Source organism: Paenibacillus sp. FSL M7-0420 (assembly GCF_038002345.1).
Classification (GTDB): Bacteria; Bacillota; Bacilli; order Paenibacillales; family Paenibacillaceae; genus Paenibacillus_AQ.
In genome coordinates, this window is sequence record NZ_JBBOCJ010000001.1 from 7,327,170 (window position 1) to 7,350,655 (window position 23,486).

Genomic DNA, 23,486 nt, shown 5'->3' on the forward strand with positions numbered 1-23,486 from the left:
TGTGAATCGGCAAGCTAAGGAATAGACGCATGGTCATTTACACTTCTACCCTTAGATAAGTTATAATATAGAAATTCATTTGCTTAGGTTAAAGCAAGCTCTATATTATGGCAGTTATGGCTGTAGAAGCAGGTAAACGATGACATCCAATTCGCAAGGCTCGAAGCTGCTGCAGGGCGCTTTTATTCTTAGCGCGGCAGCTATTTTCTCGAAACTGATCGGTACGCTCCAGAAGATACCGCTGCAGAATCTGGGCGGTGACGCCGCGTTCGGTATCTACAATACGGTCTATCCGCTGTATACCATTCTGGTTACGGTGGCGATGCTCGGGCTGCCTGCCGCCATCTCGCGGTTCGTGGCCGAGGCTTCGGCGGCACAGGACGCGCAGAAGGGGCGGCGGGTCCTGCTGCTATCCGCCGGAATTACAGCGGCCAGCGGCCTGGTGCTCGGCATTCTGGTCTACGCCGGGGCTCCGCTCATTGCGGTATGGGTCGGCAGCTCCCATATTGTCCCGGCGCTGCGCAGCAGTGCCTGGGGGCTGGCGGTGGTGCCGCTGATGGCGGCGCTGCGCGGCTACTTCCAGGGACTGCATAATATGATGCCGACCGCCGTGTCACAGGTGGTCGAGCAGTCGGTACGCGTGGCGGTCATGATCGCGCTTCTGCTGTATCTAACGGGCGCTGGCGCAGATGCGGCAGGAATCGCTGCGGGTGCGATGCTGGGTCCAGCCGGGGGCGGGATCGCCGGTCTCGGCGTGATGCTGCTGTATTGGCGCAGCCACCGCCGGGGCTTGCCCGACAGGCTGCCTCAAGCTCTGCTTCAGAACAGAACGGCATCGGCCGTACGAAGGGATAAGCAGGGCATTCCTGCCCGCGAGCTGTTAGCCTATGGCCTCCCGGTGATGCTTGGTGCGCTGGCTGTTCCGTTAATCGGACTGGTCGATGTCTTCACAGTTCCCCGTCTGCTGGCGGGGAGCGGGAGCAGCGAGACGGCGGCGATGGCCCAGTTCGGCATCTATAACCGCGGGCTGCCGCTCGTGCAGATCGTAACGATGCTGGCGACCTCGCTCTCGGTCGTCTTCATCCCGGCACTGGCTGAAGCGAAGTACCAGCGGGATGAGGCCCTGATCCGCACGCGCATCACGCTGTCGCTGCGCTGGTTCTGGCTCCTCGGGCTGGCCGCCTCCGTAGGCCTGGCCGTGCTTGCCGAGCCGGTGAACACGGCTCTGTACGGGGACGCCGCCGGCAGCGGCGCGATGACCTGGCTGGCCTTCACCGCCGCAGGCGGCACGGTCAGCATCATCTCCGCCGCGCTGCTGCAAGGCCTGGGCGCCGTGCGTGCGCCGGCGCTGACCCTGCTGGCCGCCGCTGTGCTTAAGGCGGCCCTCAACCTGCTGCTCGTCCCGCAGCAGGGCATTACCGGTGCGGCCATCGCTGGCGTGGCCGCACATCTCTTCGCAGCAGCGCTGAACGTGCTGCTGCTCTACCGGCAGGGACATCTGCGGCTGCGCGCCGCAGATGTCCTGCTGAAGCCCGCGGCGCTGCTCGCGGGCCTCGCGCTGGCCGCCGCGGCCGTGAGCCACGGCGCAGCCTGGGCGGCAGACGCCGCCGGCTTCGGCGGCGGGCGGACCGCGGCCCTGGCGCAGAGCCTGCTCGGCGTGCTCGCAGGCTGCGCCGTCTTCGCACTCGGCGCAGTGGCGCTGCGGCTGCTCAGCGAGAGCGAGCTGCGCCAGCTTCCGGGCTTCGGCCCGCGCTTAGCGGACAAGCTGAAGAAGCTGCGCCTGTTCCCATAAGGCGCAGCTCAATAGATACATAGCGCAGCCGCCTTTCGCGAACAGCAGCAGGCGGCTGCCTGGAAGGAGCAGAATGGCATGAGCGCAACATTAACGATCGTCGGCCTGGGCTCCGGGAACCCGGACCGGCTGACACTGGGCATTATCAAGAAGCTGAAGGCGGCCTCGGCCGTATACGTGCGGACCGCAGAGCATCCTGTCATGGCTGCACTGGCGGAGATGGAGATATTCTGGGAGTCCTTCGACGGGCTGTATGAGTCGCTGTCGTCCTTCCCTGAGGTCTATGAAGCCATTGCGGCAACGCTAATGGAGAAGGCTGCATCCGCTCCGCAGGGCACGGAGATCGTCTATGCCGTGCCGGGGCATCCCATGGTGGCCGAATCCGCCGTCTCCCTGCTGCGCGGGCGCTGCCCGGAGGCGGGCATTGAGCTGAATATCCTCGGCGGCGAGAGCTTCCTGGATGAAGCGTTCGTCCGTCTGGGCTTTGATCCGATTGAAGGCTTCCAGCTGCTGGACGCCTCCGGTATCCGCAGCTCCCAGCTTCACCCGGAGCTGCACACCCTGATCGGGCAGGTCTATGACAGCTTCACTGCGTCCGAGACCAAGCTCTGCCTGATGGAGCTGTACCCGCCCGAGTATGAGGTCATTGCCGCACATGCGCTTGGCGTGGAGGGCGAAGAGCAGATTCTCCGGGTGCCGCTGTACGAGCTGGACCGGCTGGACGGCTATGGTAATCTGTCGCTGGTATATGTTCCGGCGAGCCTTACGGATGAAGCACGTAACCGCACCTTTGCCCGGCTGCATGAGATTGTCGATATTCTGCGGAGCCCCGAGGGCTGTCCCTGGGACCGTGAGCAGACGCATGAATCCTTGCGCAAAAATCTGATCGAAGAGACCTATGAGGTGCTGGAGACAATTGACGAGGATGATCCGGACCATATGAGGGAAGAGCTGGGCGACCTGCTGCTCCAGATTATGCTTCACTCCCAGATGGAAGAGGAGCTGGGAACCTTCAGTGTCTACGATGTCATTGAGGGGCTGAATGAGAAGCTGCTGTTCCGCCATCCGCATGTATTCGGCGATCAGGCGGCGGGCAATGCCGAGGAGGCGCTGCAGAACTGGGAAGGGATGAAGGCTGAGGAGAAGCGGCGCAAAGGCGTGAAGCCCGAAGCCCTGTCCGCACTCAGCGGGGTTCCGAGGGATCTGCCGGCTCTGATGAAGGCGTATAAGCTGCAGAAGAAGGCGTCCCGCGTCGGCTTCGACTGGGATAACACCAGTGATGTGCTGGCCAAGATCCGCGAGGAGGTTGACGAGCTTCAGGAAGCGATTGAGACGGGACAGTCCGCCGAGGAGCAGATGCTGGAGCTGGGCGACCTGCTGTTCGCAGCCACCAATGTGGCCCGCTTCATCGGAGCCGATCCGGAAGAAGCGCTGACCCGCACCAACCGCAAATTCGTATCCCGCTTCGAGTATATTGAGCAGCGTCTGCGGGATCAGGGGGTCCGGCTGGAGGACAGCCCGCTCGAAGAGATGGAGGCCCTCTGGCAGGAAGCCAAGACAGAAGAGCGGAAGCAATAGATTTTAGAATTATAGTCTTCGGCGTATATCCCGCGCGTTTCACGGCAATGCTGTGACTATTGGCGCGAATCTCTGATTTAAAATGCATTGAGAGGTTTATAATGTTATAGTGCTATAACCCCCATATCCTACGCACGATGTTACTTTTTCAAAAAAAACGGCGGATCGTGGCAGGAATTGAGGGCGGAATCCAGAATATCATAAAGACGAAATGACGATTTGCCGTGATTCCCCGGTAAACCTGATTTTCATTTATTTTTTGTATCCTAGGAGGAACTTCAAATTATGAACAAGACAGATCTGGTAAACAACATTTCCGAGAAAAGCGGATTGGCCAAAAAAGACGTAGAAACCGTACTTAACGGAATGCTGGGCGAAATTACAGAAGCTCTGGCAAGCGGAGATAAAGTACAGCTGATCGGCTTCGGTACTTTTGAAACGCGCAAACGTTCCGGCCGCACCGGCCGTAACCCGCAATCGGGCACACCTATCGAAATTCCTGAATCCACAGTGCCGGCCTTCAAGGCAGGTAACAAGCTCAAAGAAGCCGTTAACTAATGCGTCTGGACAAGTTCCTGAAGGTCTCCCGTCTGATCAAGCGCCGCACCGTGGCCAAGGATGTGTCCGAACAGGGCCGGGTGTTGATCAATGGACGGGAGTCCAAACCGAGCAGCACGGTGAAGATCGGTGACGAGATTACCGTGCAGTTCGGCCAAAAGCTTGTGACGGTCAAAGTGGAAAAGCTGGTGGAAACCACCCGCAAGGACGAGGCCGCCGGAATGTATACCCTGCTCCGTGAAGAGCCTGTTGCCAAAAGCACGGGACTCGACTGGTAGCAGCAAATGATTGCAGCATAAGGTTAAGAGGTATTCCTGAAGCCGGAAGACGGCGGAGCGGGATGCCTCTTTTTTCTTGTTCTATACCCTGTCCTTCCTTCATAGATTAGAACCAAGAAGGAGGGGTACATGCTATGATGGAGCCAACTAAAGTCAACAAACAGCATGATCTGCACATGCGCAGCCGTAAGCAGATTGAGCTGACAGGTGTGCAGAATGTGGAGAGCTTTGACAACGAGGAGTTTCTGCTAAGTACAGAACTCGGCCAATTGACCATTCGGGGGACTCATTTACATATCAAGAATCTAAGTCTGGAGAATGGAATGCTGTCCCTTGAAGGCAATGTTCATTCCCTGATTTATCTTGACCCCGGGGCGCAAGGCAAAAATAAAGGGATTCTCCGCAAGCTGTTTAAATGAATCCCTCCGTTCAATGGATCACCCTGCTCTATATGATTCTGTCCGGCATTGCCATGGGACTGGCCTATGACAGCTACCGGGTGCTGTCGCAGAAGCTGAGATTTCCCAATTGGCTGAATGCGCTGCTGGATTTGCTGTACTGGATAGGGGCGGCCCTGCTGGTCTTTCGCATGCTTTATGCCGGAAACCAGGGACAATTGAGGTTTTATGTCGTTCTTGGCCTCTTTCTAGGTGTATGGATCTATTTTTTGATCTTCAGTATTACGGTGCAGCGTTTTGTGGTAAGGTTAATTCAGTGGGTGCAGTATGCATGCAGGAAGCTATGGCGGTTCATTACCATAGTTATCGGAGGTCCGATTCTCTGGCTGTGGCGCCTGATTAAGGGAACAGTGCTGCTGTTCGGCCGGGTCCTTCTTTATATTTTTAAGCTGCTGCTGCGTCTAACCAAGCCAATCTGGGTACTTCCTGTAAGGTGGGCCTCTCCGTATACATCCCGGTTCGTTCATAGCGCCCGGATCGTGAGGATCACCAAGTGGATATCAGGGTGGCGGAAGCGCTGACCTTGAACCCTGGAACTGGAGGTAAGCTTAAATGAACAGATTCTCTGCGGAAGAGAAGAATACGAACCAGAGTGCTTCGGCCGCAGGCGCGAAGAGAAGAAAGTTTATATGGATTCTTGTGATGGCTGTTTTCTTCGGCTGGGCCGGATTCACTTTCTTTGCCCAGAGCGCAGCAATCGCAGACAAGAGTGCACAGCTCGCCCGTAAGACCGAGAGCAATGAGAGTGTAACAGCTACGCTGAATCAACTGAAATATGAGGTCTCGCGTCTGAATGACGATGAGTATATCGGACAATTAGCGCGTAAATGGTACAATATGTATCCTGCAGGCGAATCACCTATCCGTACCGAGCAATCCGGGCAATAAAAGCAGGCGAAAAGAGGCTTACGCTGTGTTGCCTTGCTTTGCTCTTTACTGTATAATCAAATCACCGCAGACAGGATGGACATTATATTCGTCTGTATATTTTTAAGGGAGGATCATTTTATTCTATGGCAATTGAAGTGGGCACCAAGTTAGAGGGCAAGGTGACAGGCATCACGCATTTCGGAGCATTTGTGGATCTGTCAGGAGGTGTCACAGGTCTCGTTCACATCTCGGAGATCGCCGATAACTACGTCAAGGATGTCAACGATCATTTGAAGATTGCGGATGTAGTAACCGTTAAGGTGATCAATGTTGACAAGGACGGCAAGATCGGACTTTCCATTAAGCAAGCCGTTGATAAGCCGGCATCGGAAGTACGTCCCCCCAGAGCTCCAAGACCTGAACGTCCAAGCGGTGGAGACCGTTTCGGCGGTGGTGGCGGCAGTGGCGGAGGCGGCGGTGGATTCAATCGTGAACGGGGTGGGCGTCCATTCAAGCCTGCAGCCGGTAAACCTTCATTCGAGGATAAAATGTCACGCTTCCTGAAAGACAGCGAAGAACGGATATCTTCGATCAAGAAGAACACAGAAGGAAAGCGCGGCGGTCGTGGAGCCAAGCGCGTATAATCTGAGTCTTGCACATCATAAATAAACCGCAGGGGCGTTGCGCCCTTCGCGGTTTTTTTGTGTTTGTGCCCGCGGACCGAATGTAGGCCAAAAACCGAACACCATCGGCAGCTTGGAGGAGCGTGAACCAAATGTACTCGGAAAACCGATTACAATCGATAACGTGGAAGCGCATTGACCAAATGTAATCGGAAAACCGACTACAATCGATAACGTGGAAGCGCATTGACCAAATGTAATCGGAAAATCGATTACAGTCGGCAACATGGAGGCGCGTGAACCAAATGTAATCGGAAAACCGACTACAATTTGCTCGCAACGCAGAGTATGAGCAGCCCAGCCCGCCCCAGCTCTATACCGCGCGCCCAAGCTTCCGGCTATTTTTGTCGGGCTTTGAACAAATTGCCGACAGCATCTATGCCATTCTCACATAACTCCAGGGCAATCGCTGACGAATGTCCGCGCGGCCACTACCTGCAACCGGCAGTCTGACTGCGGCAGTCCGCAGCCGATCTTTTACCCCGTATGGGATTGGGAGGCTTTTCCACAGAATGTCGGGACAGGCTTTTTTGTCGGAAATTTTTTACAGATTGCTCTCCGTTTCTGACAAACTTTCTTAAGACCCCCGCTATATAATGAGAACCATAAAATTCATAAACGGGTGGTGCAGGGAATGAGTAAAAGCAATGTGGTGAATTTGCCGGAGTGGACAAGAGCAGGAAGCAAAGACAAAAATCAGAAAGAAGCCTTAGGTACGCGCTTGAAGGCGTGGGGCACCAAGCTGCCGGTTATCCAGTTCATCGCGGTCAAGAAGTGGGTGCTGCTGCTTAGCCTTATGGGCTTTTTGCTGGGACGGGCTATGATCCTGGATGAGCTTACCCCGTTTGCTGCTGCTTATTTCGCCGTCATTGTATTTATGCGCAGGGATTCCATGCTGCCTGTGGCCGCAGCCATCGTGCTCGGCAGTCTCTTCACCCCGTTTCCGGGTGCCATCGTGGTTGCGGCAGAGCTGATTATTTTTTATCTGATCTACAAAGGGCTGGAGAACTTCCAGCGGGTGGATCTGTCTTATGCCCCTCTGATGGTGTTCGTAGCTTCTTTTATGGTGGGACTGTTCCAGGTCGTTATCGGTCCTTCGCTCACGTGGTATCCGCTGATGATGGCGGCCATTGATGCCATACTCGGATTCGTGCTGACGCTTGTATTCCTGCAGGCGCTTCCTTTATTCACCTATAAGCAGAAAAGCAGGGCACTCCGCAATGAGGAGGTACTCTGTCTGATCATCTTGCTGGCTTCCGTCATGACCGGCCTTGTCGGCTGGACCATTAACGGTCTATCGCTGGAGCATGTTTTATCGCGGTTTCTGATTCTGATCTTTGCCCTGGCCGGAGGAGCGCCGCTTGGTGCTGCGGTTGGTGTAGTGACCGGACTTATTCTCAGTCTGGCCGATATCGGAGCCATCTATCAAATGAGCCTGCTGGCCTTTTCCGGGATGCTGGCAGGTATGATGCAGTCCGGACGCAAAGGGGCGGTCTCCATCGGGATGCTGCTGGGATCAACGATTCTATCCGTATACTTCATGGGACCGGGCGATGTCATGAATTCTACCTGGGAGACCTGTGCAGCCGTAGTATTGTTTCTTCTAACACCTAAGGGGATGATTACTGCCATTGCCAAATATGTACCAGGCACGGCCGATCACAGCCGTTCCCAGCATGAATATGCCCGGAGGGTCCGGGATATTACAGCAGACCGGGTGACCCAGTTCTCGCAGGTATTCCAGCAGCTCTCCAGCAGCTTCGGGCAGATTCCCCGGGCCGCAGAGGCGGGCAAAAGCGACCGTGAGATGGAGGATTTTATGAATACGGTAACAGAGGGAGCCTGCGCCGGGTGCATCCGGCGGACCCACTGCTGGGATGCCAAGTTCTATCAGACCTACAGGTATATGACCGACATGATGACCACGGTCGAGGAGTGCCCGGACATTACCGCTGCCCAGCTGCCGCCGGAGTGGAGCCGGATCTGCGGCAGGACGGGGGAGGTTCTTGAGGTGATGAAGGGCCAATATGAACTATACCAGCATGATATGCGCTGGAAGCGGCAAATATACGACAGCCGCCAATTTGTGGCTGAGCAATTATCCGGCGTCTCGCAGGTAATGGAGGACCTGGCGAAGGAGATTAAGCGGGAAGGGCAGGCGATGTACCGGCAGGAGAGCCAGATCCGGGAGGCGCTGGAAAAGCTGGGCCTCTCCATTCACAGCATTGAGATTCTGAGTCTCGATCCCGGCCGGGTAGAGATTGAAGTCGTGCATGCCTACACCCGGGGCTTCGATGAATGCCGCAAAATGATCGCCCCGCTGCTCTCGGATATTCTGGAGGAGAATATCGCAGTGGTCAGTGAGACCGCCGTCCATCCCCGCGAGGGCCTGTCGATGGTGACCTTTGGCTCGGCGAAGGCTTACGAGATAAGCTCCGGTGTAGCTGCCGCCGCTATGGGAGGCGATATGCTGTCGGGAGACAGCTTCAGTACGGTGGAGCTGGGTAACGGTACCTTTGCCGTCTCCATCAGTGACGGAATGGGCAACGGGGAGCGGGCCCGGATGGAGAGCAGCGCTGCGTTATCTATGCTGGAGAAGCTGCTGCAATCAGGAATGGATGAGAAGCTGGCGGTGAAATCCGTTAACTCCATTCTGCTGCTGCGCTCCCCGGATGAATTCTATGCGACAGTAGATATGGCGCTGATCGACCAGTATTCGGCGCAGACCATCTTCATGAAGATTGCTTCCGCTCCGAGCTTCATCCGGCGGGGCAGCGAGGTGATCCCCGTGACGGCCAGCAATCTGCCGATCGGCATCATCAAAGATATTGAGGTCGATCTGGTCACCATGCAGCTTCGCCCCGGTGATATCCTCATTATGATGACTGATGGTATTTATGATGCGCCCGGTTATGCCGTTAATAAGGAGATATGGATGAAACGTCTGATCCAGGAGCTGGAGGGCGATGACCCGCAGGATATGGCGGACGAGCTGCTGGATAAGGTAATCCGCTATCAGGGCAATGAGGTTCATGATGATATGACCATCGTAGTCAGCCGTGTGGATCATTACCACCCGGAATGGTCCAGCCTGCATATGCCCGGCGTGGGCCGGATGGAGCGTCCGCGTACGGTTAGCTAACGCAGTAAGCCATTGACCTGACAACTAATTAGTATATTTGGATGAGTAAGCTGGAAATGTTGCACATAATGCAGCTTGACGCTGAAGATATCCGGGTGTTGGAGTGGATTGCTGCATGAATTGCAAGATTTTGTACACTAATCTGCTTAAAGGAGGAGGATTCCTGCCTTTTGTGCAACATTTCCCATACCAGGAGGGATTAATGAGAGGAATGTTGCATATTAGGCAGGATTATTAGATTCGGAGCTGGAGCTAGGGGATGAAGCATGAGAATGGGCAAAAGTATGAGTAAAAGTATGAGTAAAAGTAACATTCAAGGGCCGAAAGCAAAGTGAGCGCTGAAAGGCCGGGTCTTGTCTTCAAATTATTCGGCGGGTGCATTCCACCCACGCGCCAGCCCCTGCTCCTCTCCTTTTCAACCGCTGCTGGTTAGCGGACGAAAGTTGAGGTTGAAGGTTTATCGTAAAATTCTCGCAGAGACTCTTTTTTACGAGCTCATTCAGATCTAATCTTTAAGCGTTAAGCGGCGTTTGAAATCTCTCAACCTTGGCAATGCTAGTAACTAGACAAGGAAGGGAGGAACGGTCATGAAGCAAATTCTGCTGATCACAGACGGTTGTTCGAATGTGGGGGAGAGTCCGGTGCTGGCGGCTGCACACGCCCGTCAGGAGGGCATCACGGTCAATGTTGTTGGAGTCGTAGATTATGGAACCATCGGTGAGCTGGGCAGCCGGGAGATTGCCGATATTGCCAAGGCAGGGGGCGGGATCAGCCGGATCGTGGGAACCCCGCAGCTGGCCCAGACCATTCAGATGATGACACGCAAGACGGTGGTTCAGACCATTCAGCAGGCGGTTAATAAAGAGGTGCAAAAAATTCTCGGCGACGGCTCACTGGCGGAGCTGCCTCCGCAGCAGCGTTCACAGGTGGTTACCGTGGTCGATGAGCTGACCGAGACCTCGCCGCTGCGCATAGCGCTTTTAATTGATGCAAGCGCCAGTATGAAGCCGAAGCTTGGCGCGGTGGAGGACGCCATCCGTGATCTGGCGCTCAGTCTGGAGGCCCGGGAAGGGCGCAGCGAGATTGCCGTGTTCCATTTTCCCGGACGCTCCGGCAGTGAGGATGCCATGCTGGATATCGACTGGACCCGGAATGTGTCCGAGGTCCGCTCCCTCTTTTCCAGATTGAAGATGCGGGGGGCTACGCCGACCGGGCCGGCTATTTTCAAGGTGCTGGAACATTACCGGTATGATAAACTGGAAGAACATCGTAATTATCTTCCAGGGGAAGATGACGGGGCAAGAGAAGGGATGATTGATGGGTATGTCGTCTAATCCATCCTATCCGGCAGGCACAGTGATTACCGGCAAATGGCGGGGGAACCGTTATGTCGTGGAGCGTGTGCTGGGGAAGGGGGCAAACGGAACCGTATATCTGGTGCAGCGGGAAGGCAGACGGGAGCGGTATGCGCTCAAGATCGGATACGATACGCTGGAGCTGCAGTCTGAGATTAACGTGCTGACCTCCCTGCAGTCCTGCCGCAAGCGCAGCGAGCACCGGGCCCGCAAGGAATCGCCGCTATCCTCCTATCTGCTGGAATCGGATGATTTCAAGGACCGGGACCATACGCCCTTTTATGTAATGCGTTATGTGGAAGGAAGGCCGCTGCACCATTTCCTGTCCAGGAACGGTGCCTCCTGGCTGGGGCTTGTCGGAATGACGATTCTGGAGAAGCTGCAGACGCTGCATGAGTGCGGCTTCGTGTTCGGGGACCTGAAGCCGGAGAATGTCATGGTATCCAGCTACGGGGAAGCTGAGCTGATTGATTACGGAGGGGCAAGCCCAATCGGACGGAGCGTGAAGCAGTTCACCGAATGGCATGACCGCGGATTCTGGAATGCCGGCAGCCGGACAGGCGACCAGAGCTATGACCTGTTTTCTTTTGCCGTCCTGTGCCTGCGTCTGCTTAATGAAGAAGGGCTGAAGTCTGCCGCCCAGCAGCTGCCGCAGACAAGGAGCGTAGAGGAGCTGATGAAGCTGGCCCGGGAGCTGCCGGATAAGAAGCTGTCCTCCTGGCTATGCCTCGCGCTCAAAGGCGGTTTCCCCGGTTCCGCGCAGGCAGCAGAGATCTGGAGAAGCCACATCTACAGAGGACGGAAGAGCGGACACGAGACGATGGCGACCCCGCGCTGGCTCAAAAATGCGTTCGCGCTGTCTTTATTTCTGCTGGCATTCACGCTATACTGGGTTTTCCGTTTCTGAGATCTGAAATCGTACATAATCAACAAGATGCTGACCGCCGGAGCAGGCGGTGTAAGGGATGGCAGGAAAGGAAGCCCCTATGGAGGACAGGAAGGAACTGGTGGAATCCGTAATGGAGGCTGCGGCTGAATATGAGCTGTGGGCGCCGCATGACACCATTGTAGTCGCAGTTTCCGGAGGGCCGGACTCTGTGGCTCTTTTGCGTATTCTGCATGAGATCTCCCTGACCCGGATGCCGCTGACGCTGATCTGCGCCCATGTCAATCACGGCTTCAGAGCCGAATCGGTTGAGGAGGCAGAGCTGGTCCGGGACCTCGCGGCAGAGCTGGGCATTCCCTTCGAGCTGGGCGAATTCGATATTCCGTCCATCATTAAGGAGAGCGGGCTTGGCCCGGAAGGGGCTGCACGGGAGAAGCGTTACCAGTTCCTGATTGCTACCGCACACCGTTACCGGGCGCGCTCGGTAGCGCTGGCCCATCATGCAGACGATCAGGCCGAGACGGTGCTTATGCGGCTGCTGCGGGGGAGCGGGCCTTCGGGCCTTGCAGGCATGCGCTGGAAACGGACCGAAAAAAAGGTGGAACTCATCCGCCCCTTCCTGCGTATTAACAAAACGGCTCTTGTCGGCTTTTGCCTAGAAGAGGGCTTAGCTTATGCGGAGGATGCGACCAACCTCCTGACGCAGTACAAGCGGAATGCAGTCAGGCTGGAGCTGCTCCCTATGCTGGAGCAGCATAATCCGAGAGTGAGACAATCGCTTCTGCAGCTGGCTGAAATTGCCTCGGCGGAAGATGAATATATGGAGGCGAATGCGGCAAAATGCTTTGATGAGCTGGTTTTCACCGAGCATGGAAAATACACCTTGAAAAGAGCTGCCTTTGCGGCCATACCCTCCGCTTTACAACGGCGTTTGATTAAACTAATATTAAATTATCTGTCGGCGGATTCATCATTCATGGATTTTCCCAAGATTGAAGCAGTACGCCGGGGAACGCTGCAGGAATACCCTACCGTCTGGACACTGGATATGGGTGGCGGTTATGTCTGTGTGCGGCAATATGATACCATTGTGTTCTCGTCCAAGCCCTTGACCCGGCAGGTAAGCTATACATACCGGCTGTCTTTGACTCATCCCCGGATTAAGCTGATGGAGATAGGAAAGGTTATGACGATGAGGGGGCTTGCGGGGGAAGTTTTTTCTGCACAGGAGGAGGATTACGGGAAGAACTCGGCTTGGTTTGACGGGGACGATCTTGTCCTGCCGCTCACCATTCGTTCCCGGTTGCCTGGAGATACCATAAGGGTTATGGGATTAAACGGAAGCAAAAAGGTAAAAGATATTTACATTGATGATAAAATACCTTCTTCCGAACGGCCTGCAATTCCCCTCGTATGTGATGCACTCGGCAATATCGTCTGGATTCCGGGCGTAAGGCGCTCGGTGCATGCCGCAGTTGGGCGGCACACGGCCTCAGTTCTGCTCCTGACCCTGGAAGACATGGAACAGGGCGAAGAATCGTAATGGCCGAAGTAAGTCTTTCATAAGTATATCTTAGGAGGTTCGCAAGTTGCAGAATGATATTCAGGAAATCTTGATCAGCGAAGAAGAAATTCAACAAAGAATCAGGGAGCTTGGCGCCCAGCTGAGCAAGGAATATGCAGACCGCACACCTTTAGTGATTTGTGTACTCAAAGGTGCGTTTATTTTTATGGCGGATCTGGTTAAAGTGATTACAGTACCCGTTGAAATGGACTTCATGGCGGTATCCAGCTATGGCGGTACAACCAAATCATCCGGCGTAGTCAAAATCATCAAGGATTTGGACACATCGGTTGAAGGCCGTGATGTTCTGATTGTCGAGGATATTATCGACAGCGGCCTTACACTCAGCTATCTGATTGAAATGCTGCAGGGGCGCAATGCCGCTTCTGTCAATGTAGTCACTCTGTTCGACAAGCCCTCGGGCCGCGCCGTGAATCTTGAAGCCCAGTATACCGGCTTTGTGATTCCTGATGCATTCCTCGTAGGCTACGGACTGGACTATGCCGAGCTGTACCGGAACCTCCCTTATGTCGGTGTACTGAAGCCTGAGATTTATACCAAATGAACAACCCGACAGCCTTAGATCTACGGATCACTTTTCTGGATTTCCTGACAATTTGAGGAGTCCGGTCAGGCTATGGTACAATAACTTGAGCGTTGCGAGAGGAGGTAGGGGATGAATCGGTTCATCCGGAATTCTGGTTTTTATTTGATTTTATTTTTAGTCGTGGTGGGCATAGTCCAGTTTGTAAGCAATGGAAATGAATCCGCCGATCTCCCTAGATATGATGAGTTGCGGCAGGAGATCTCGAACAATAATGTGAAGAGCATGACGGTTCAGTTTGAGGGGAATGCATTTCTGGTTACTGGCGAATATAAAGAGCTGCCACCCGAGGCTAAATCGAAGAATTTCTCCACTTATGTTCCTCCTACAGACGAGGCCCTTAACGAGCTTGTGGCTGCCAGCGATAAGAACGGCATAGAACTTAGCCAGAAGAAAATGGAAGGTGACAGCATCTGGCTGACATTCCTCTCTTCCATGATTCCACTGGTTATCATGTTCATCCTGTTCTTCTTCCTGTTCAATAATGCACAGGGCGGCGGCGGCAAGGTGATGAACTTCGGCAAGAGCAAGGCCCGGTTATATAATGAAGAGAAGAAGAAGATCAGCTTCGAGGATGTTGCAGGAGCTGACGAAGAGAAGCAAGAGCTGGTTGAGGTTGTTGAATTCCTCAAGGACCCGCGCAAATTCGCAGCAGTGGGTGCCCGGATTCCGAAGGGGGTACTCCTTGTAGGTCCTCCGGGAACAGGTAAAACCTTGCTGGCCCGTGCGGTTGCAGGGGAAGCAGGCGTTCCGTTCTTCAGCATCTCCGGTTCCGACTTCGTGGAAATGTTCGTCGGTGTCGGCGCATCCCGCGTACGTGACTTGTTCGAGAACGCGAAGAAGAATGCTCCTTGTATTATCTTTATCGATGAGATCGATGCTGTGGGACGTCAGCGCGGCGCAGGACTTGGCGGCGGACATGACGAACGGGAACAGACCCTTAACCAATTGCTCGTTGAAATGGACGGCTTTGGCGGCAACGAAGGCATTATCATTGTCGCGGCTACCAACCGCGCAGATATTCTTGACCCGGCGCTGCTCCGTCCGGGCCGTTTCGACCGTCAAATTACGGTTGACCGCCCAGATGTGAAGGGCCGTGAAGCTGTACTGAAGGTTCACTCCCGCAACAAACCGCTGACCAAGGATGTAAGACTTGACGTTATCGCCAAGCGTACTACCGGGTTCACCGGTGCGGATCTGGAGAACCTGCTGAACGAAGCGGCATTGCTTGCTGCCCGCCGTAACCGCAAGGACATTACGATGCGTGAAGTGGATGAAGCGATTGACCGTGTCATCGTCGGTACCGAGAAGCGCAGCCGCGTCATCAGTGACCGCGAGAAACGGATTGTCGCCTATCACGAAGCAGGCCATACCATTGCCGGCTACTTCCTTGAGCATGCTGATGTGGTTCACAAGGTTACCATTATCCCGCGCGGCCGTGCCGGCGGATATGTTATTATGCTTCCTAAGGAAGACCGGATGATCGTAACCAAGCAAGAACTTCTGGATAAGGTTACCGGATTGCTTGGTGGACGCGTTGCTGAAGAAATGTTCATTGGCGAAATCGGCACAGGCGCTTATAGTGACTTCCAGCAGGCTACGCGCATTGTGCGTGCGATGATTATGGAATATGGAATGAGCGATAAGCTTGGGCCCTTGCAGTTCGGTGCAACCCAAGGCCAAGTCTTCCTGGGCCGGGATATCGGACATGAACAGAATTACAGTGACTCCATTGCTTATGAGATTGATCAGGAAATGCAGAACCTTATCCGCAGCAGCTATGAGCGCTGCAGAGAGCTGCTGACCAAGCATTCCAAGGAAATGCACCTGATTGCCAACACCCTGCTTGAGAAGGAAACGCTGGAGCTTGATCAGATCACAGAATTGATTGAGCAAGGCTATCTGAGTGAGGATGGCAAGCCAGAAGAAGGCGACGCCGTTACCAATGAAGCGGGCGAGCCGATTATTGATTCCATCGGTGATGTGCGTGTCCGGATTCAAGGCAAAACTGGCGAGGAATCCCCATTAGACCTGTCCAAGGATATTCCGAACAAGCCGGACCCTGAAGAGGGCAACGGACCGGATGACGGGAATAAGGGCGGCGGAAGCCTCGTCTAAGCTGTACCGCAGCACATTGTGTAATCTAGTCCGGAGAACCACTGGTTCTCCGGGCTTTTTTTTTGGATATAAGCATGCACAGGTTTCACACGGCAACTTGTCCTCCGGTTTCTCTCTGAAACAGAGCACCCGCTTGGATTGACAGGGGGTGGAACGTTGTGTACATTAGTGAATAAATATTAAATTTATCATTTATAAGAAATGTACTGGCGGCAAGCCATGAAGACATAAGGGGGAGACTGACCGTGGAAGCTCTGGCGCTTGAGCGCAAGCAGGAACAGAATCGTGAACTTCGTGTGCGCCTCGAACAGCTTAAGAAGGAACGGAATGCTATTATTCTGGCTCATTATTATCAGCGTGATGAAATTCAGGAGGTCGCCGATTTCCGGGGAGACTCTTTCCTGCTGGCCCAGAAGGCAGCGGAGACAGAGGCAGATGTAATCGTATTCTGCGGCGTTCATTTCATGGGGGAAAGTGCCAAGATTCTGGCACCGAACAAGACGGTCCTGATTCCTGACGAACGTGCTGGTTGCCCGATGGCTGACATGGTCAACGTGGATGGGCTGCGCAAGCTGAAGGCTCAGCATCCGGGTGCGAAGGTAGTAACCTATATCAATTCCTCTGCAGAGATCAAGGCGGAGACAGATATTTGCTGCACCTCAGCGAATGCGGTGAAGGTGATCGAATCACTCGATGCCGAAGAAATCATCTGGGTGCCCGATAAGAATCTGGGCCAATATGTGCAGGATCAGACCGGCAAGAAGCTGATTATCTGGGAGGGCTATTGCAATACTCATGACATGCTTACCGTCAAGGATGTCATGGAGATGAGAGCCAAATACCCGGAAGCTGAATTTGTTGTACACCCCGAATGCCGCCCGGAAGTCGTGGCAATGGGGGACTATGTGGGCAGCACTACCTCAATTCTGGAATATTGCCGGAAATCGGACCGCCGGCAGTTTATTGTGGGTACTGAGGATGGAACCGGGTATCAGCTGCGGCTGGACAGCCCGGATAAGGAGTTTCATTTTGCCACCAAATTCCTGGTATGTCCTAATATGAAGGTAAATAATTTGAAAAAGCTGGTCAAATGCCTGGAGACGATGAAGCCGCAGATCTATGTACCGCCTGCAGTCGCCGACAAAGCCAGAACATCCCTAGAGCGCATGCTACAAGTCCGGTAGCATGCGCTACTCTTTCGTTGAAACAGGTGAAAAGCGGTCATGATTCCACAATATTTGGTTGATTTTGATCTTCAGGGACTTCCTGTAGTTAAGACAGACTGCCTGGTCATTGGTTCCGGTATTGCCGGGTTATTCACAGCGATCAAGGCCAGCGAAGACCGGAAGGTTATTATGATTACGAAGAAGACCGTAATGGAGAGCAACACACGGTATGCCCAGGGCGGAATTGCGGCCGTCATTTCGGAGGATGATTCGCCGGCGTATCACCGTCAGGATACCCTGATGGCCGGCGCGGGGCTGAACTCCTCTGCGGCTGTCGATGTGCTGGTCAATGAAGGACCCGAGGGCGTCCGTGAGCTGATCCGGCTTGGCACTATTTTCGATAAGGAGAATGGTGTACTGGCCTTAACCCAGGAGGGGGCACATAGCCACCGCCGTATTTTACATGCAAATGGGGATGCTACAGGATATGAGATTGTCCGCGCACTTGCTGAACAGGCTGCCCGGCATGAGAATATTGAGACCTGGGACGACCATTATGTCATTGACCTGATTACGGAGGGCGGAGAGTGTCTGGGAGCGCTTGTACAGCGGCCTGACGGCGGGCGGTTATTCCTGCAGGCAGATGCAACAATCCTATGCTCCGGCGGAGCAGGACAGCTATACCGTTACACGACCAATCCTGAGGTGGCCACCGGAGACGGGGTAGCCATTGCCTACCGTGCCGGTGCCCATATCCGGGATATGGAGTTCATTCAGTTTCATCCGACCGCACTCAGCTATCCTGGTGCTCCGCGCTTCCTGATCTCGGAGGCTGTGCGGGGAGAAGGCGCTGTGCTGCGGAACATTAACGGTGAGCGGTTCATGGAACGTTATCATGAGCTGCAGGAGTTGGCCCCGCGGGATATTGTTGCCCGTGCCATTGTAAGCGAGATGGAAATGACCAAATCCACCTTCGTCTATCTGGATATTACACATGAACCGGCGGATATGGTTAAACACCGCTTCCCGACCATTTATGCGACCTGCATGAGCTACGGGCTGGATATTACAAGTGACTGGATTCCGGTGGCTCCTGCTGCGCATTATATGATGGGGGGCGTGAAGACCGACCTGAGCGGAGAGAGTACGGTTGCCCGCCTGTTTGCCTGCGGTGAGGTATCATCTACTGGCGTGCAGGGTGCCAACCGGCTGGCCAGCAACTCCCTGTCGGAAGCTGTTGTGTTCGGCCGCCGGATCATTGAACGAATCCGCCAGCTTCCGCCGCTTCACCGGGATAATCTACCCTCAGCCTATCATCAGGCAAGGGTAGAAGCTCCTGCACAGGCTATTGTTGAACGGCGGTTGAAGCTTCAAAAGGCTATGGTGCGGTACGCCGGACTGCGGCGGAACCGGGAAATGCTGAACAAAGGCTTGGATGAGATAAAGCGCCAGCTGCCGATTTTTAAGACCAAACTGACAACACGGGAAGAATACGAGTTCGCCAATATGCTTACATGCTGTCTGCTGATTACTGAATCGGCCCTGGCACGGGAGGAGAGCCGCGGTGCGCATTATCGTGAGGATTATCCCCTGCGCAGTGACGCACAGTGGCAGAAGCATCTGCTCCAGATTCGCGAACTTGGAATAGTGGAGGAATTAAGTGATGATGTTTAACGGATACAATGAAGATCTGCTTAAGGCTATTAAGGGCTGGCTGCAGGAGGATGTCGGTTCGGGGGATATTACTACCCGTACTACCATTCCTGCCGGGCATGAGTCCAAGGGAATCATCCATGCCAAGGAAGACGGGATTATTTGTGGAATCCCCGTGGCTGAGCTGGTATTCGAAGTTGTTGATCCTGGGCTCGTATTCACGGCGCTGGTCCAGGAAGGACAAGCTGTCTCCAAGGGCACTGTGATTGCTGAGGTAGAAGGCAGCACTCATGCCATCCTGACTGGTGAACGGCTTGCCCTCAACTTGATGCAGCGTTTATCCGGTGTGGCCTCGCGCACGGCTTCTTTTGTAGAGAAGCTTCAAGGGCTGCCGACCCGCCTGGTGGATACCCGCAAGACCACACCGGGTCACCGGATGCTGGAGAAATATGCAGTCCGCATTGGCGGCGGAGCCAACCACCGTTACGGTCTGTATGATGCGGTAATGATTAAGGACAATCATATCAAGGGGGCCGGCGGCATCCGTCAGGCAGTAGGGCGTGCCCGTGCCAATATCCCGCACACCATGACCATTGAAGTAGAGACGGAGAGTCTGGAGCAGGTAGAGGAAGCGCTGGCGGCCGGAGCTGATATTATTATGCTCGATAACATGTCTCCTGAGCAGATGGCTGAAGCCGTGAGAAGAATCCGGACCAAGGCGAAGCATGTCACCATTGAGGCATCGGGCAATGTATCTCTGGAGACGGTCCGGGGCATTGCTGAATCGGGTGTGGATGTGATTTCGGTAGGACGGCTGACGTATTCCTTCGCGAGTCTCGATATCAGCCTGGATCTGAATGGCAAGAAGGAGGGAGCCCTCTGATGATACTTGTCGTCGATATCGGCAATACGAACATCGTGCTGGGCGTCTACCGGGGCAGTGAGCTGCTGCACCATTTCCGGCTGAGCACTGCCCGCGGGTCCACTGTCGATGAGTATGGTGTGATGATTCATAATCTGTTCAGCATGTCGAATCTCTCGTTCAGGGATGTCGAGGGGGTCATCATCTCCTCGGTTGTTCCGCCGCTCGTGCAGGTTATCGTAGAGATGTGTGTCAAATTCATCGGCAAGGAACCGCTCCTTGTGGGGCCTGGTATCAAAACCGGGCTTAATCTGCGTTATGAGAACCCGCGCGAAGTGGGGGCGGACCGGATTGTGAACGCGGTTGCGGCGATTGAGCAGTATAAATGTCCGCTTGTCGTCGTTGATTTCGGGACGGCAACCACCTTCGACTGCATTGATGCCGGGGCCAACTATCTGGGCGGTGCTATCGTGCCGGGTCTGGGCATTTCCACGGAGGCCCTCTATCTGCGGGCCTCCAAGCTGCCCCGGATTGAGCTGGAGAAGCCCAAGAAGGTAATCGGGCGCAATACCGTACATGCGATGCAGGCAGGGATCATTTTTGGCTATGCCGGTCAGGTTGAGGGTATCGTCAGACGCATCAAGCAGGAGATGAACGCTCCCGTTCTCAAGGTTATTGCTACCGGAGGGCTGGCCTCACTGATTGCCAGTGAGACAGAATGTATCGATGAGGTTAATCCGATGCTGACGCTTGAAGGATTGCGCATTATTTACAACCGTAACAAATAATCATAAAGATGAACCTATACAGAAGAGAGAGATAGGAGGAGTATGCACCCAATGGATAATAAGAAGGACCGGCTGGTCCGGGGGACGGCGATGAACGGAAGAGTCAGAGCATTCGCTGTCCGTACCACAGAGCTTGTCGATGAATTGCGGCGCAGACATGATACGTACCCGACGGCTACGGCAGCGCTTGGACGTACGGTTACTGCCGCAGCTATAATGGGGGCCATGCTCAAGGGGCAGGAGAAGCTCGCGATTATGGTCAAAGGAAACGGTCCGCTCGGGCAGATTACGGCTGAATCCAATGCCCTGGGAGAAGTTCGCGGCTATGTGCACAATCCGCATGTTCATCTGCCAAGCAACAGCATGGGCAAGCTGGATGTTGCAGGGGCGGTAGGCACAGAAGGCTTCATTGATGTCAGCAAGGATCTGGGGATGAAGGAGCCGTACCGCGGCAGTGTGCCTATCGTTTCAGGAGAGCTGGGTGAGGATTTCACCTATTATTTTGCCCTCTCGGAGCAAACGCCTGCTGCTGTAGGACTTGGAGTGCTGGTGGAGACCGATAATTCAGTCAGAGTTGCCGGAGGCTTTATTATTCAGCTGCTGCCCGGCCTGACCGATGAGGAGATTACCGAGGTTGAGCAAGCGGTTGGAGCCATGCCTTCGGTTACGTCGGTGCTGGATCAGGGGCTTGAGCCTGAGGAAATGCTGCGGCTGCTGTTGCCGGATGCTGTGATCCTGGATGAGCTGGAGGTCCGCTTTGTATGTCAGTGCTCACGGGAACGGATTGAGCAGACTCTGGTTAGTCTGGGTGAGCACGAGCTGGAACGGCTGATCGAAGAAGATGATACGGCAGAAGTCGTCTGCCATTATTGCAATGAGAGCTATGTATTTAACAAGGATGAACTGCAGGTAATCCTCGATCAAGCGAAGTCATAGGGCTATGAAATGGTGACAAGACAGGAGCGCGCGCTGCGCAATGCCGTTATATTACTTGCCGTGGCAACGCTGGTGCTGGGAGGGCTATTATTCTGGAGCCTGCGTGCCATGGCACTGCTGAAGGCAGAGACGGCTGAAGGGGAAGCCTCGGATGTCGCTGCTGCCGGAGGACAGCCGGTCACGGAACAGGAATGGATAGAGGAGCTTCAGAAGAAGCACGGGGAAGAAGTGCTGCTGAGTATGCTGAATCATATCGTGGTGGGCAAGGAAGCCGCAGCGCTGGGAATTACGGTCACGGATGAGGAGATTGAACGGGAACTGAAGCGGGGAATGTCCGGTTACAGCTCGGAGGAGCAATATTATCAGCAGATGCAGTCTGAGCTTGGACTAACCCGTCAGGAGCTGCGTGAGGAGACGGTATACCGGCTGACGCTCCAAGCCATAGCAACGGCCGGCATTACGGTCAGTGAAGCGGAAATTGATGATTATCTGAAGCAAAATAGCGAGAGATTTATGCCACGCAAGCAAATGCAGCTCTCCATCATCCAGACCTCCACCTATAACGAGGCCAGTACAGTGATGGACCGCCTGGAGCGGGGTGAGAATTTTGCAGCGCTGGCCCGTGAGGTCTCGATCGACGAGGAGAGCCGCCAGCATGGCGGCAGTATCGGAACGGTCGAGGAGAAGGACCCGTTCTGGCCCGAGGAGCTGCTGGAGACAGCAGCCGGGCTGGAGAACGGGGATATCGCAGGACCGCTGCAGGTTGACGGGGGGTATGCTGTGATCCGTCTGGAGAAGCTAATTGATCCGGTGAAGCCGGATCAGGAGGAACTGCGCCGGATGATCGGCCAGCAGCTGAGACTGGAGCAGGCAGCGCCCTTGCAGCAGGTAGAGCGTGAATTACGGGCCAAATATGATACAGCAATATATATTGACAACAGCCTGCAAGATTGATAATATGAAATTAAATATAAAACCTACTGATTTAGTCGGAAATATTAAGCGGTACAATTACAACTGTTAGTTACCCAGGCATTGTGAACCGGGGGCTACGGTAATATATGCTGATAGCATCTCTCATAAGTTCCGCACCCTAATTCATTTATCATTCCAAGGAGGTTTTTACTCATGGCTAAAGTCGTCAACAGTGTAACAGATTTGATCGGTGGCACACCGCTCGTCCGCCTGAACCGGATTGTTCCGGAAGGCTCGGCAGAGATCTTCCTGAAGCTGGAATACCAGAATCCAGGCTCCAGTGTGAAAGACCGTATTGCCATCAGCATCGTAGAAGAGGCTGAGAAAGAGGGCCTGCTGAAGCCGGGTGGCACGATTGTAGAAGCGACCAGCGGTAATACAGGGATCGGCCTGGCGCTTGTGGCAGCTGCCAAAGGCTACAAGGCTATTATTGTTATGCCGGAAACGATGAGCCTTGAACGCCGCAACCTGCTGCGCGCTTACGGCGCTGAGCTCGTATTGACTCCGGGATCGGAAGGAATGAACGGTGCGGTCAAGAAGGCCGAGCAGATTCTGAGCGAGAATCCGGATTATTTCCTTGCGGAGCAGTTCAAGAACAAGGCTAACGTGAAGATCCATCGCGAGACCACTGGACCGGAGATCGTTGAAGCGATTGAATCCGTAGGCGGCCCGCTGGATGCATTCATTGCCGGTGTCGGCACAGGCGGAACGATCAGCGGTGCAGGTGAAGTGCTGAAGAGTCAATATCCGGGCGTGAAGATCTATGCGGTAGAACCTGCGGCTTCACCGATTCTGGCTGGAGGCAAACCGGGCCCGCACAAGATTCAGGGTATCGGCGCTAACTTCGTGCCAGAAATTCTGAACCAGAATATCTATGATGAGATTATTCATGTTGAGAATGATGAAGCGTTCGAAACTGCCCGCCGCGTAGCCAAGGAAGAAGGCGTGCTGTCCGGCATTTCCTCCGGTGCGGCTGTATTTGCTGCACTGAAGGTAGCGAAGGAACTGGGCGCAGGCAAGAAAATTGTTGTCATCATTCCAAGCAACGGCGAACGTTACTTGAGCACTCCGCTCTATAACTTTGAAGTATAATTGCTGAGAATTCAGCTCTTACGAAGAGCCTGCCCTATCCGCTTTCACAGGGATACCGCAGGCTCTTTTTTCGGATAATAAGCATTTATAAGAATTGCGGGCTTTTCAAAGTAACCCTATGTACAGTA

General features: G+C 54.3%; 21 protein-coding genes. All 21 read left to right on the forward strand.

What is annotated here, in order from left to right:
* Positions 1-139 precede the first annotated feature (139 nt).
* The 21 genes from MKX51_RS31575 to cysK all read left to right on the forward strand — a co-directional run bounded on the left by MKX51_RS31575 (position 140) and on the right by cysK (position 23,358).
* Entirely contained in the window at positions 140-1,792 is a 1,653-nt protein-coding gene (locus tag MKX51_RS31575) for a putative polysaccharide biosynthesis protein (RefSeq protein ID WP_340995182.1), read from the forward strand.
* Positions 1,793-1,870: 78 nt separating this feature from the next.
* Positions 1,871-3,370 (forward strand): nucleoside triphosphate pyrophosphohydrolase, encoded by a 1,500-nt coding sequence (mazG, locus tag MKX51_RS31580; protein ID WP_340995184.1) that lies wholly within the window; start codon positions 1,871-1,873, stop codon positions 3,368-3,370.
* A gap of 285 nt (positions 3,371-3,655) precedes the next feature.
* Entirely contained in the window at positions 3,656-3,928 is a 273-nt protein-coding gene (locus MKX51_RS31585; protein WP_036723954.1) for an HU family DNA-binding protein, read from the forward strand.
* On the forward strand, positions 3,928-4,206 hold the full coding sequence (locus tag MKX51_RS31590) for an RNA-binding S4 domain-containing protein (RefSeq protein WP_036723951.1): 279 nt from the start codon (positions 3,928-3,930) through the stop codon (positions 4,204-4,206). The genes MKX51_RS31585 and MKX51_RS31590 overlap by 1 nt, the downstream gene beginning before the upstream one ends.
* Before the next feature lie 134 nt (positions 4,207-4,340).
* The gene (gene yabP / locus MKX51_RS31595; RefSeq protein WP_076082791.1) at positions 4,341-4,625 is read left to right on the forward strand and encodes a sporulation protein YabP; all 285 of its coding nucleotides are present in this window, start codon (positions 4,341-4,343) and stop codon (positions 4,623-4,625) included.
* Positions 4,622-5,185: a spore cortex biosynthesis protein YabQ gene (yabQ, locus tag MKX51_RS31600; protein WP_340995186.1), complete on the forward strand. Its 564-nt coding sequence runs from the start codon at positions 4,622-4,624 to the stop codon at positions 5,183-5,185. The genes yabP and yabQ overlap by 4 nt, the downstream gene beginning before the upstream one ends.
* Before the next feature lie 31 nt (positions 5,186-5,216).
* The gene (locus MKX51_RS31605; protein ID WP_340945749.1) at positions 5,217-5,552 is read left to right on the forward strand and encodes an FtsB family cell division protein; all 336 of its coding nucleotides are present in this window, start codon (positions 5,217-5,219) and stop codon (positions 5,550-5,552) included.
* A 125-nt stretch (positions 5,553-5,677) separates the two neighbouring features.
* On the forward strand, positions 5,678-6,178 hold the full coding sequence (locus MKX51_RS31610; protein ID WP_036696437.1) for a S1 domain-containing RNA-binding protein: 501 nt from the start codon (positions 5,678-5,680) through the stop codon (positions 6,176-6,178).
* 673 nt (positions 6,179-6,851) lie between these two features.
* Complete coding sequence (gene spoIIE, locus MKX51_RS31615; protein WP_076082799.1) at positions 6,852-9,359, forward strand: stage II sporulation protein E; 2,508 nt, start codon at positions 6,852-6,854, stop codon at positions 9,357-9,359.
* A gap of 587 nt (positions 9,360-9,946) precedes the next feature.
* On the forward strand, positions 9,947-10,693 hold the full coding sequence (locus MKX51_RS31620) for a hypothetical protein (RefSeq protein ID WP_036723943.1): 747 nt from the start codon (positions 9,947-9,949) through the stop codon (positions 10,691-10,693).
* Positions 10,683-11,621: a serine/threonine protein kinase gene (locus tag MKX51_RS31625; protein WP_445322091.1), complete on the forward strand. Its 939-nt coding sequence runs from the start codon at positions 10,683-10,685 to the stop codon at positions 11,619-11,621. The genes MKX51_RS31620 and MKX51_RS31625 overlap by 11 nt, the downstream gene beginning before the upstream one ends.
* Positions 11,622-11,679: 58 nt before the next feature.
* Positions 11,680-13,143, forward strand: a complete 1,464-nt coding sequence (tilS, locus tag MKX51_RS31630; protein WP_445322043.1) for a tRNA lysidine(34) synthetase TilS — start codon at positions 11,680-11,682, stop codon at positions 13,141-13,143.
* Between the two features lie 46 nt (positions 13,144-13,189).
* Complete coding sequence (hpt, locus tag MKX51_RS31635; RefSeq protein ID WP_340945737.1) at positions 13,190-13,729, forward strand: hypoxanthine phosphoribosyltransferase; 540 nt, start codon at positions 13,190-13,192, stop codon at positions 13,727-13,729.
* A 111-nt stretch (positions 13,730-13,840) separates the two neighbouring features.
* Positions 13,841-15,886 (forward strand): ATP-dependent zinc metalloprotease FtsH, encoded by a 2,046-nt coding sequence (gene ftsH, locus MKX51_RS31640; RefSeq protein WP_340945735.1) that lies wholly within the window; start codon positions 13,841-13,843, stop codon positions 15,884-15,886.
* A 245-nt stretch (positions 15,887-16,131) separates the two neighbouring features.
* A complete protein-coding gene (gene nadA / locus MKX51_RS31645; protein ID WP_036696456.1) occupies positions 16,132-17,070 on the forward strand; it encodes a quinolinate synthase NadA in 939 nt (312 codons plus the stop codon).
* A 39-nt stretch (positions 17,071-17,109) separates the two neighbouring features.
* Positions 17,110-18,726: an L-aspartate oxidase gene (gene nadB / locus MKX51_RS31650; RefSeq protein WP_340995190.1), complete on the forward strand. Its 1,617-nt coding sequence runs from the start codon at positions 17,110-17,112 to the stop codon at positions 18,724-18,726.
* Positions 18,716-19,588, forward strand: coding sequence for a carboxylating nicotinate-nucleotide diphosphorylase (gene nadC / locus MKX51_RS31655; RefSeq protein WP_036723928.1), 873 nt, complete (start codon positions 18,716-18,718; stop codon positions 19,586-19,588). Before nadB ends, nadC begins: the two co-directional genes overlap by 11 nt.
* Complete coding sequence (locus MKX51_RS31660; RefSeq protein WP_340995192.1) at positions 19,588-20,355, forward strand: type III pantothenate kinase; 768 nt, start codon at positions 19,588-19,590, stop codon at positions 20,353-20,355. Before nadC ends, MKX51_RS31660 begins: the two co-directional genes overlap by 1 nt.
* A 51-nt stretch (positions 20,356-20,406) precedes the next feature.
* Positions 20,407-21,291 (forward strand): Hsp33 family molecular chaperone HslO, encoded by an 885-nt coding sequence (gene hslO / locus MKX51_RS31665; RefSeq protein WP_340945728.1) that lies wholly within the window; start codon positions 20,407-20,409, stop codon positions 21,289-21,291.
* 9 nt (positions 21,292-21,300) lie between these two features.
* Positions 21,301-22,245, forward strand: a complete 945-nt coding sequence (locus MKX51_RS31670; RefSeq protein WP_340995193.1) for a peptidylprolyl isomerase — start codon at positions 21,301-21,303, stop codon at positions 22,243-22,245.
* 174 nt (positions 22,246-22,419) lie between these two features.
* Positions 22,420-23,358 (forward strand): cysteine synthase A, encoded by a 939-nt coding sequence (gene cysK, locus MKX51_RS31675; protein ID WP_036723922.1) that lies wholly within the window; start codon positions 22,420-22,422, stop codon positions 23,356-23,358.
* The last annotated feature ends 128 nt before the right edge of the window (positions 23,359-23,486 follow it).

Bases quoted from the DNA above. Each gene is read 5' to 3' on its own strand.
- nadC (WP_036723928.1), top strand. From the start codon at position 18,716: ATGATGTTTAACGGATACAATGAAGATCTGCTTAAGGCTATTAAGGGC.
- yabP (WP_076082791.1), top strand. From the start codon at position 4,341: ATGATGGAGCCAACTAAAGTCAACAAACAGCATGATCTGCACATGCGC.
- hslO (WP_340945728.1), top strand. From the start codon at position 20,407: ATGGATAATAAGAAGGACCGGCTGGTCCGGGGGACGGCGATGAACGGA.
- cysK (WP_036723922.1), top strand. From the start codon at position 22,420: ATGGCTAAAGTCGTCAACAGTGTAACAGATTTGATCGGTGGCACACCG.
- spoIIE (WP_076082799.1), top strand. From the start codon at position 6,852: ATGAGTAAAAGCAATGTGGTGAATTTGCCGGAGTGGACAAGAGCAGGA.
- MKX51_RS31620 (WP_036723943.1), top strand. From the start codon at position 9,947: ATGAAGCAAATTCTGCTGATCACAGACGGTTGTTCGAATGTGGGGGAG.
- MKX51_RS31585 (WP_036723954.1), top strand. From the start codon at position 3,656: ATGAACAAGACAGATCTGGTAAACAACATTTCCGAGAAAAGCGGATTG.
- yabQ (WP_340995186.1), top strand. From the start codon at position 4,622: ATGAATCCCTCCGTTCAATGGATCACCCTGCTCTATATGATTCTGTCC.
- MKX51_RS31625 (WP_445322091.1), top strand. From the start codon at position 10,683: ATGTCGTCTAATCCATCCTATCCGGCAGGCACAGTGATTACCGGCAAA.
- MKX51_RS31590 (WP_036723951.1), top strand. From the start codon at position 3,928: ATGCGTCTGGACAAGTTCCTGAAGGTCTCCCGTCTGATCAAGCGCCGC.
- MKX51_RS31670 (WP_340995193.1), top strand. From the start codon at position 21,301: ATGGTGACAAGACAGGAGCGCGCGCTGCGCAATGCCGTTATATTACTT.
- MKX51_RS31660 (WP_340995192.1), top strand. From the start codon at position 19,588: ATGATACTTGTCGTCGATATCGGCAATACGAACATCGTGCTGGGCGTC.
- mazG (WP_340995184.1), top strand. From the start codon at position 1,871: ATGAGCGCAACATTAACGATCGTCGGCCTGGGCTCCGGGAACCCGGAC.
- ftsH (WP_340945735.1), top strand. From the start codon at position 13,841: ATGAATCGGTTCATCCGGAATTCTGGTTTTTATTTGATTTTATTTTTA.
- MKX51_RS31605 (WP_340945749.1), top strand. From the start codon at position 5,217: ATGAACAGATTCTCTGCGGAAGAGAAGAATACGAACCAGAGTGCTTCG.
- tilS (WP_445322043.1), top strand. From the start codon at position 11,680: ATGGCAGGAAAGGAAGCCCCTATGGAGGACAGGAAGGAACTGGTGGAA.
- MKX51_RS31610 (WP_036696437.1), top strand. From the start codon at position 5,678: ATGGCAATTGAAGTGGGCACCAAGTTAGAGGGCAAGGTGACAGGCATC.
- nadB (WP_340995190.1), top strand. From the start codon at position 17,110: ATGATTCCACAATATTTGGTTGATTTTGATCTTCAGGGACTTCCTGTA.
- MKX51_RS31575 (WP_340995182.1), top strand. From the start codon at position 140: ATGACATCCAATTCGCAAGGCTCGAAGCTGCTGCAGGGCGCTTTTATT.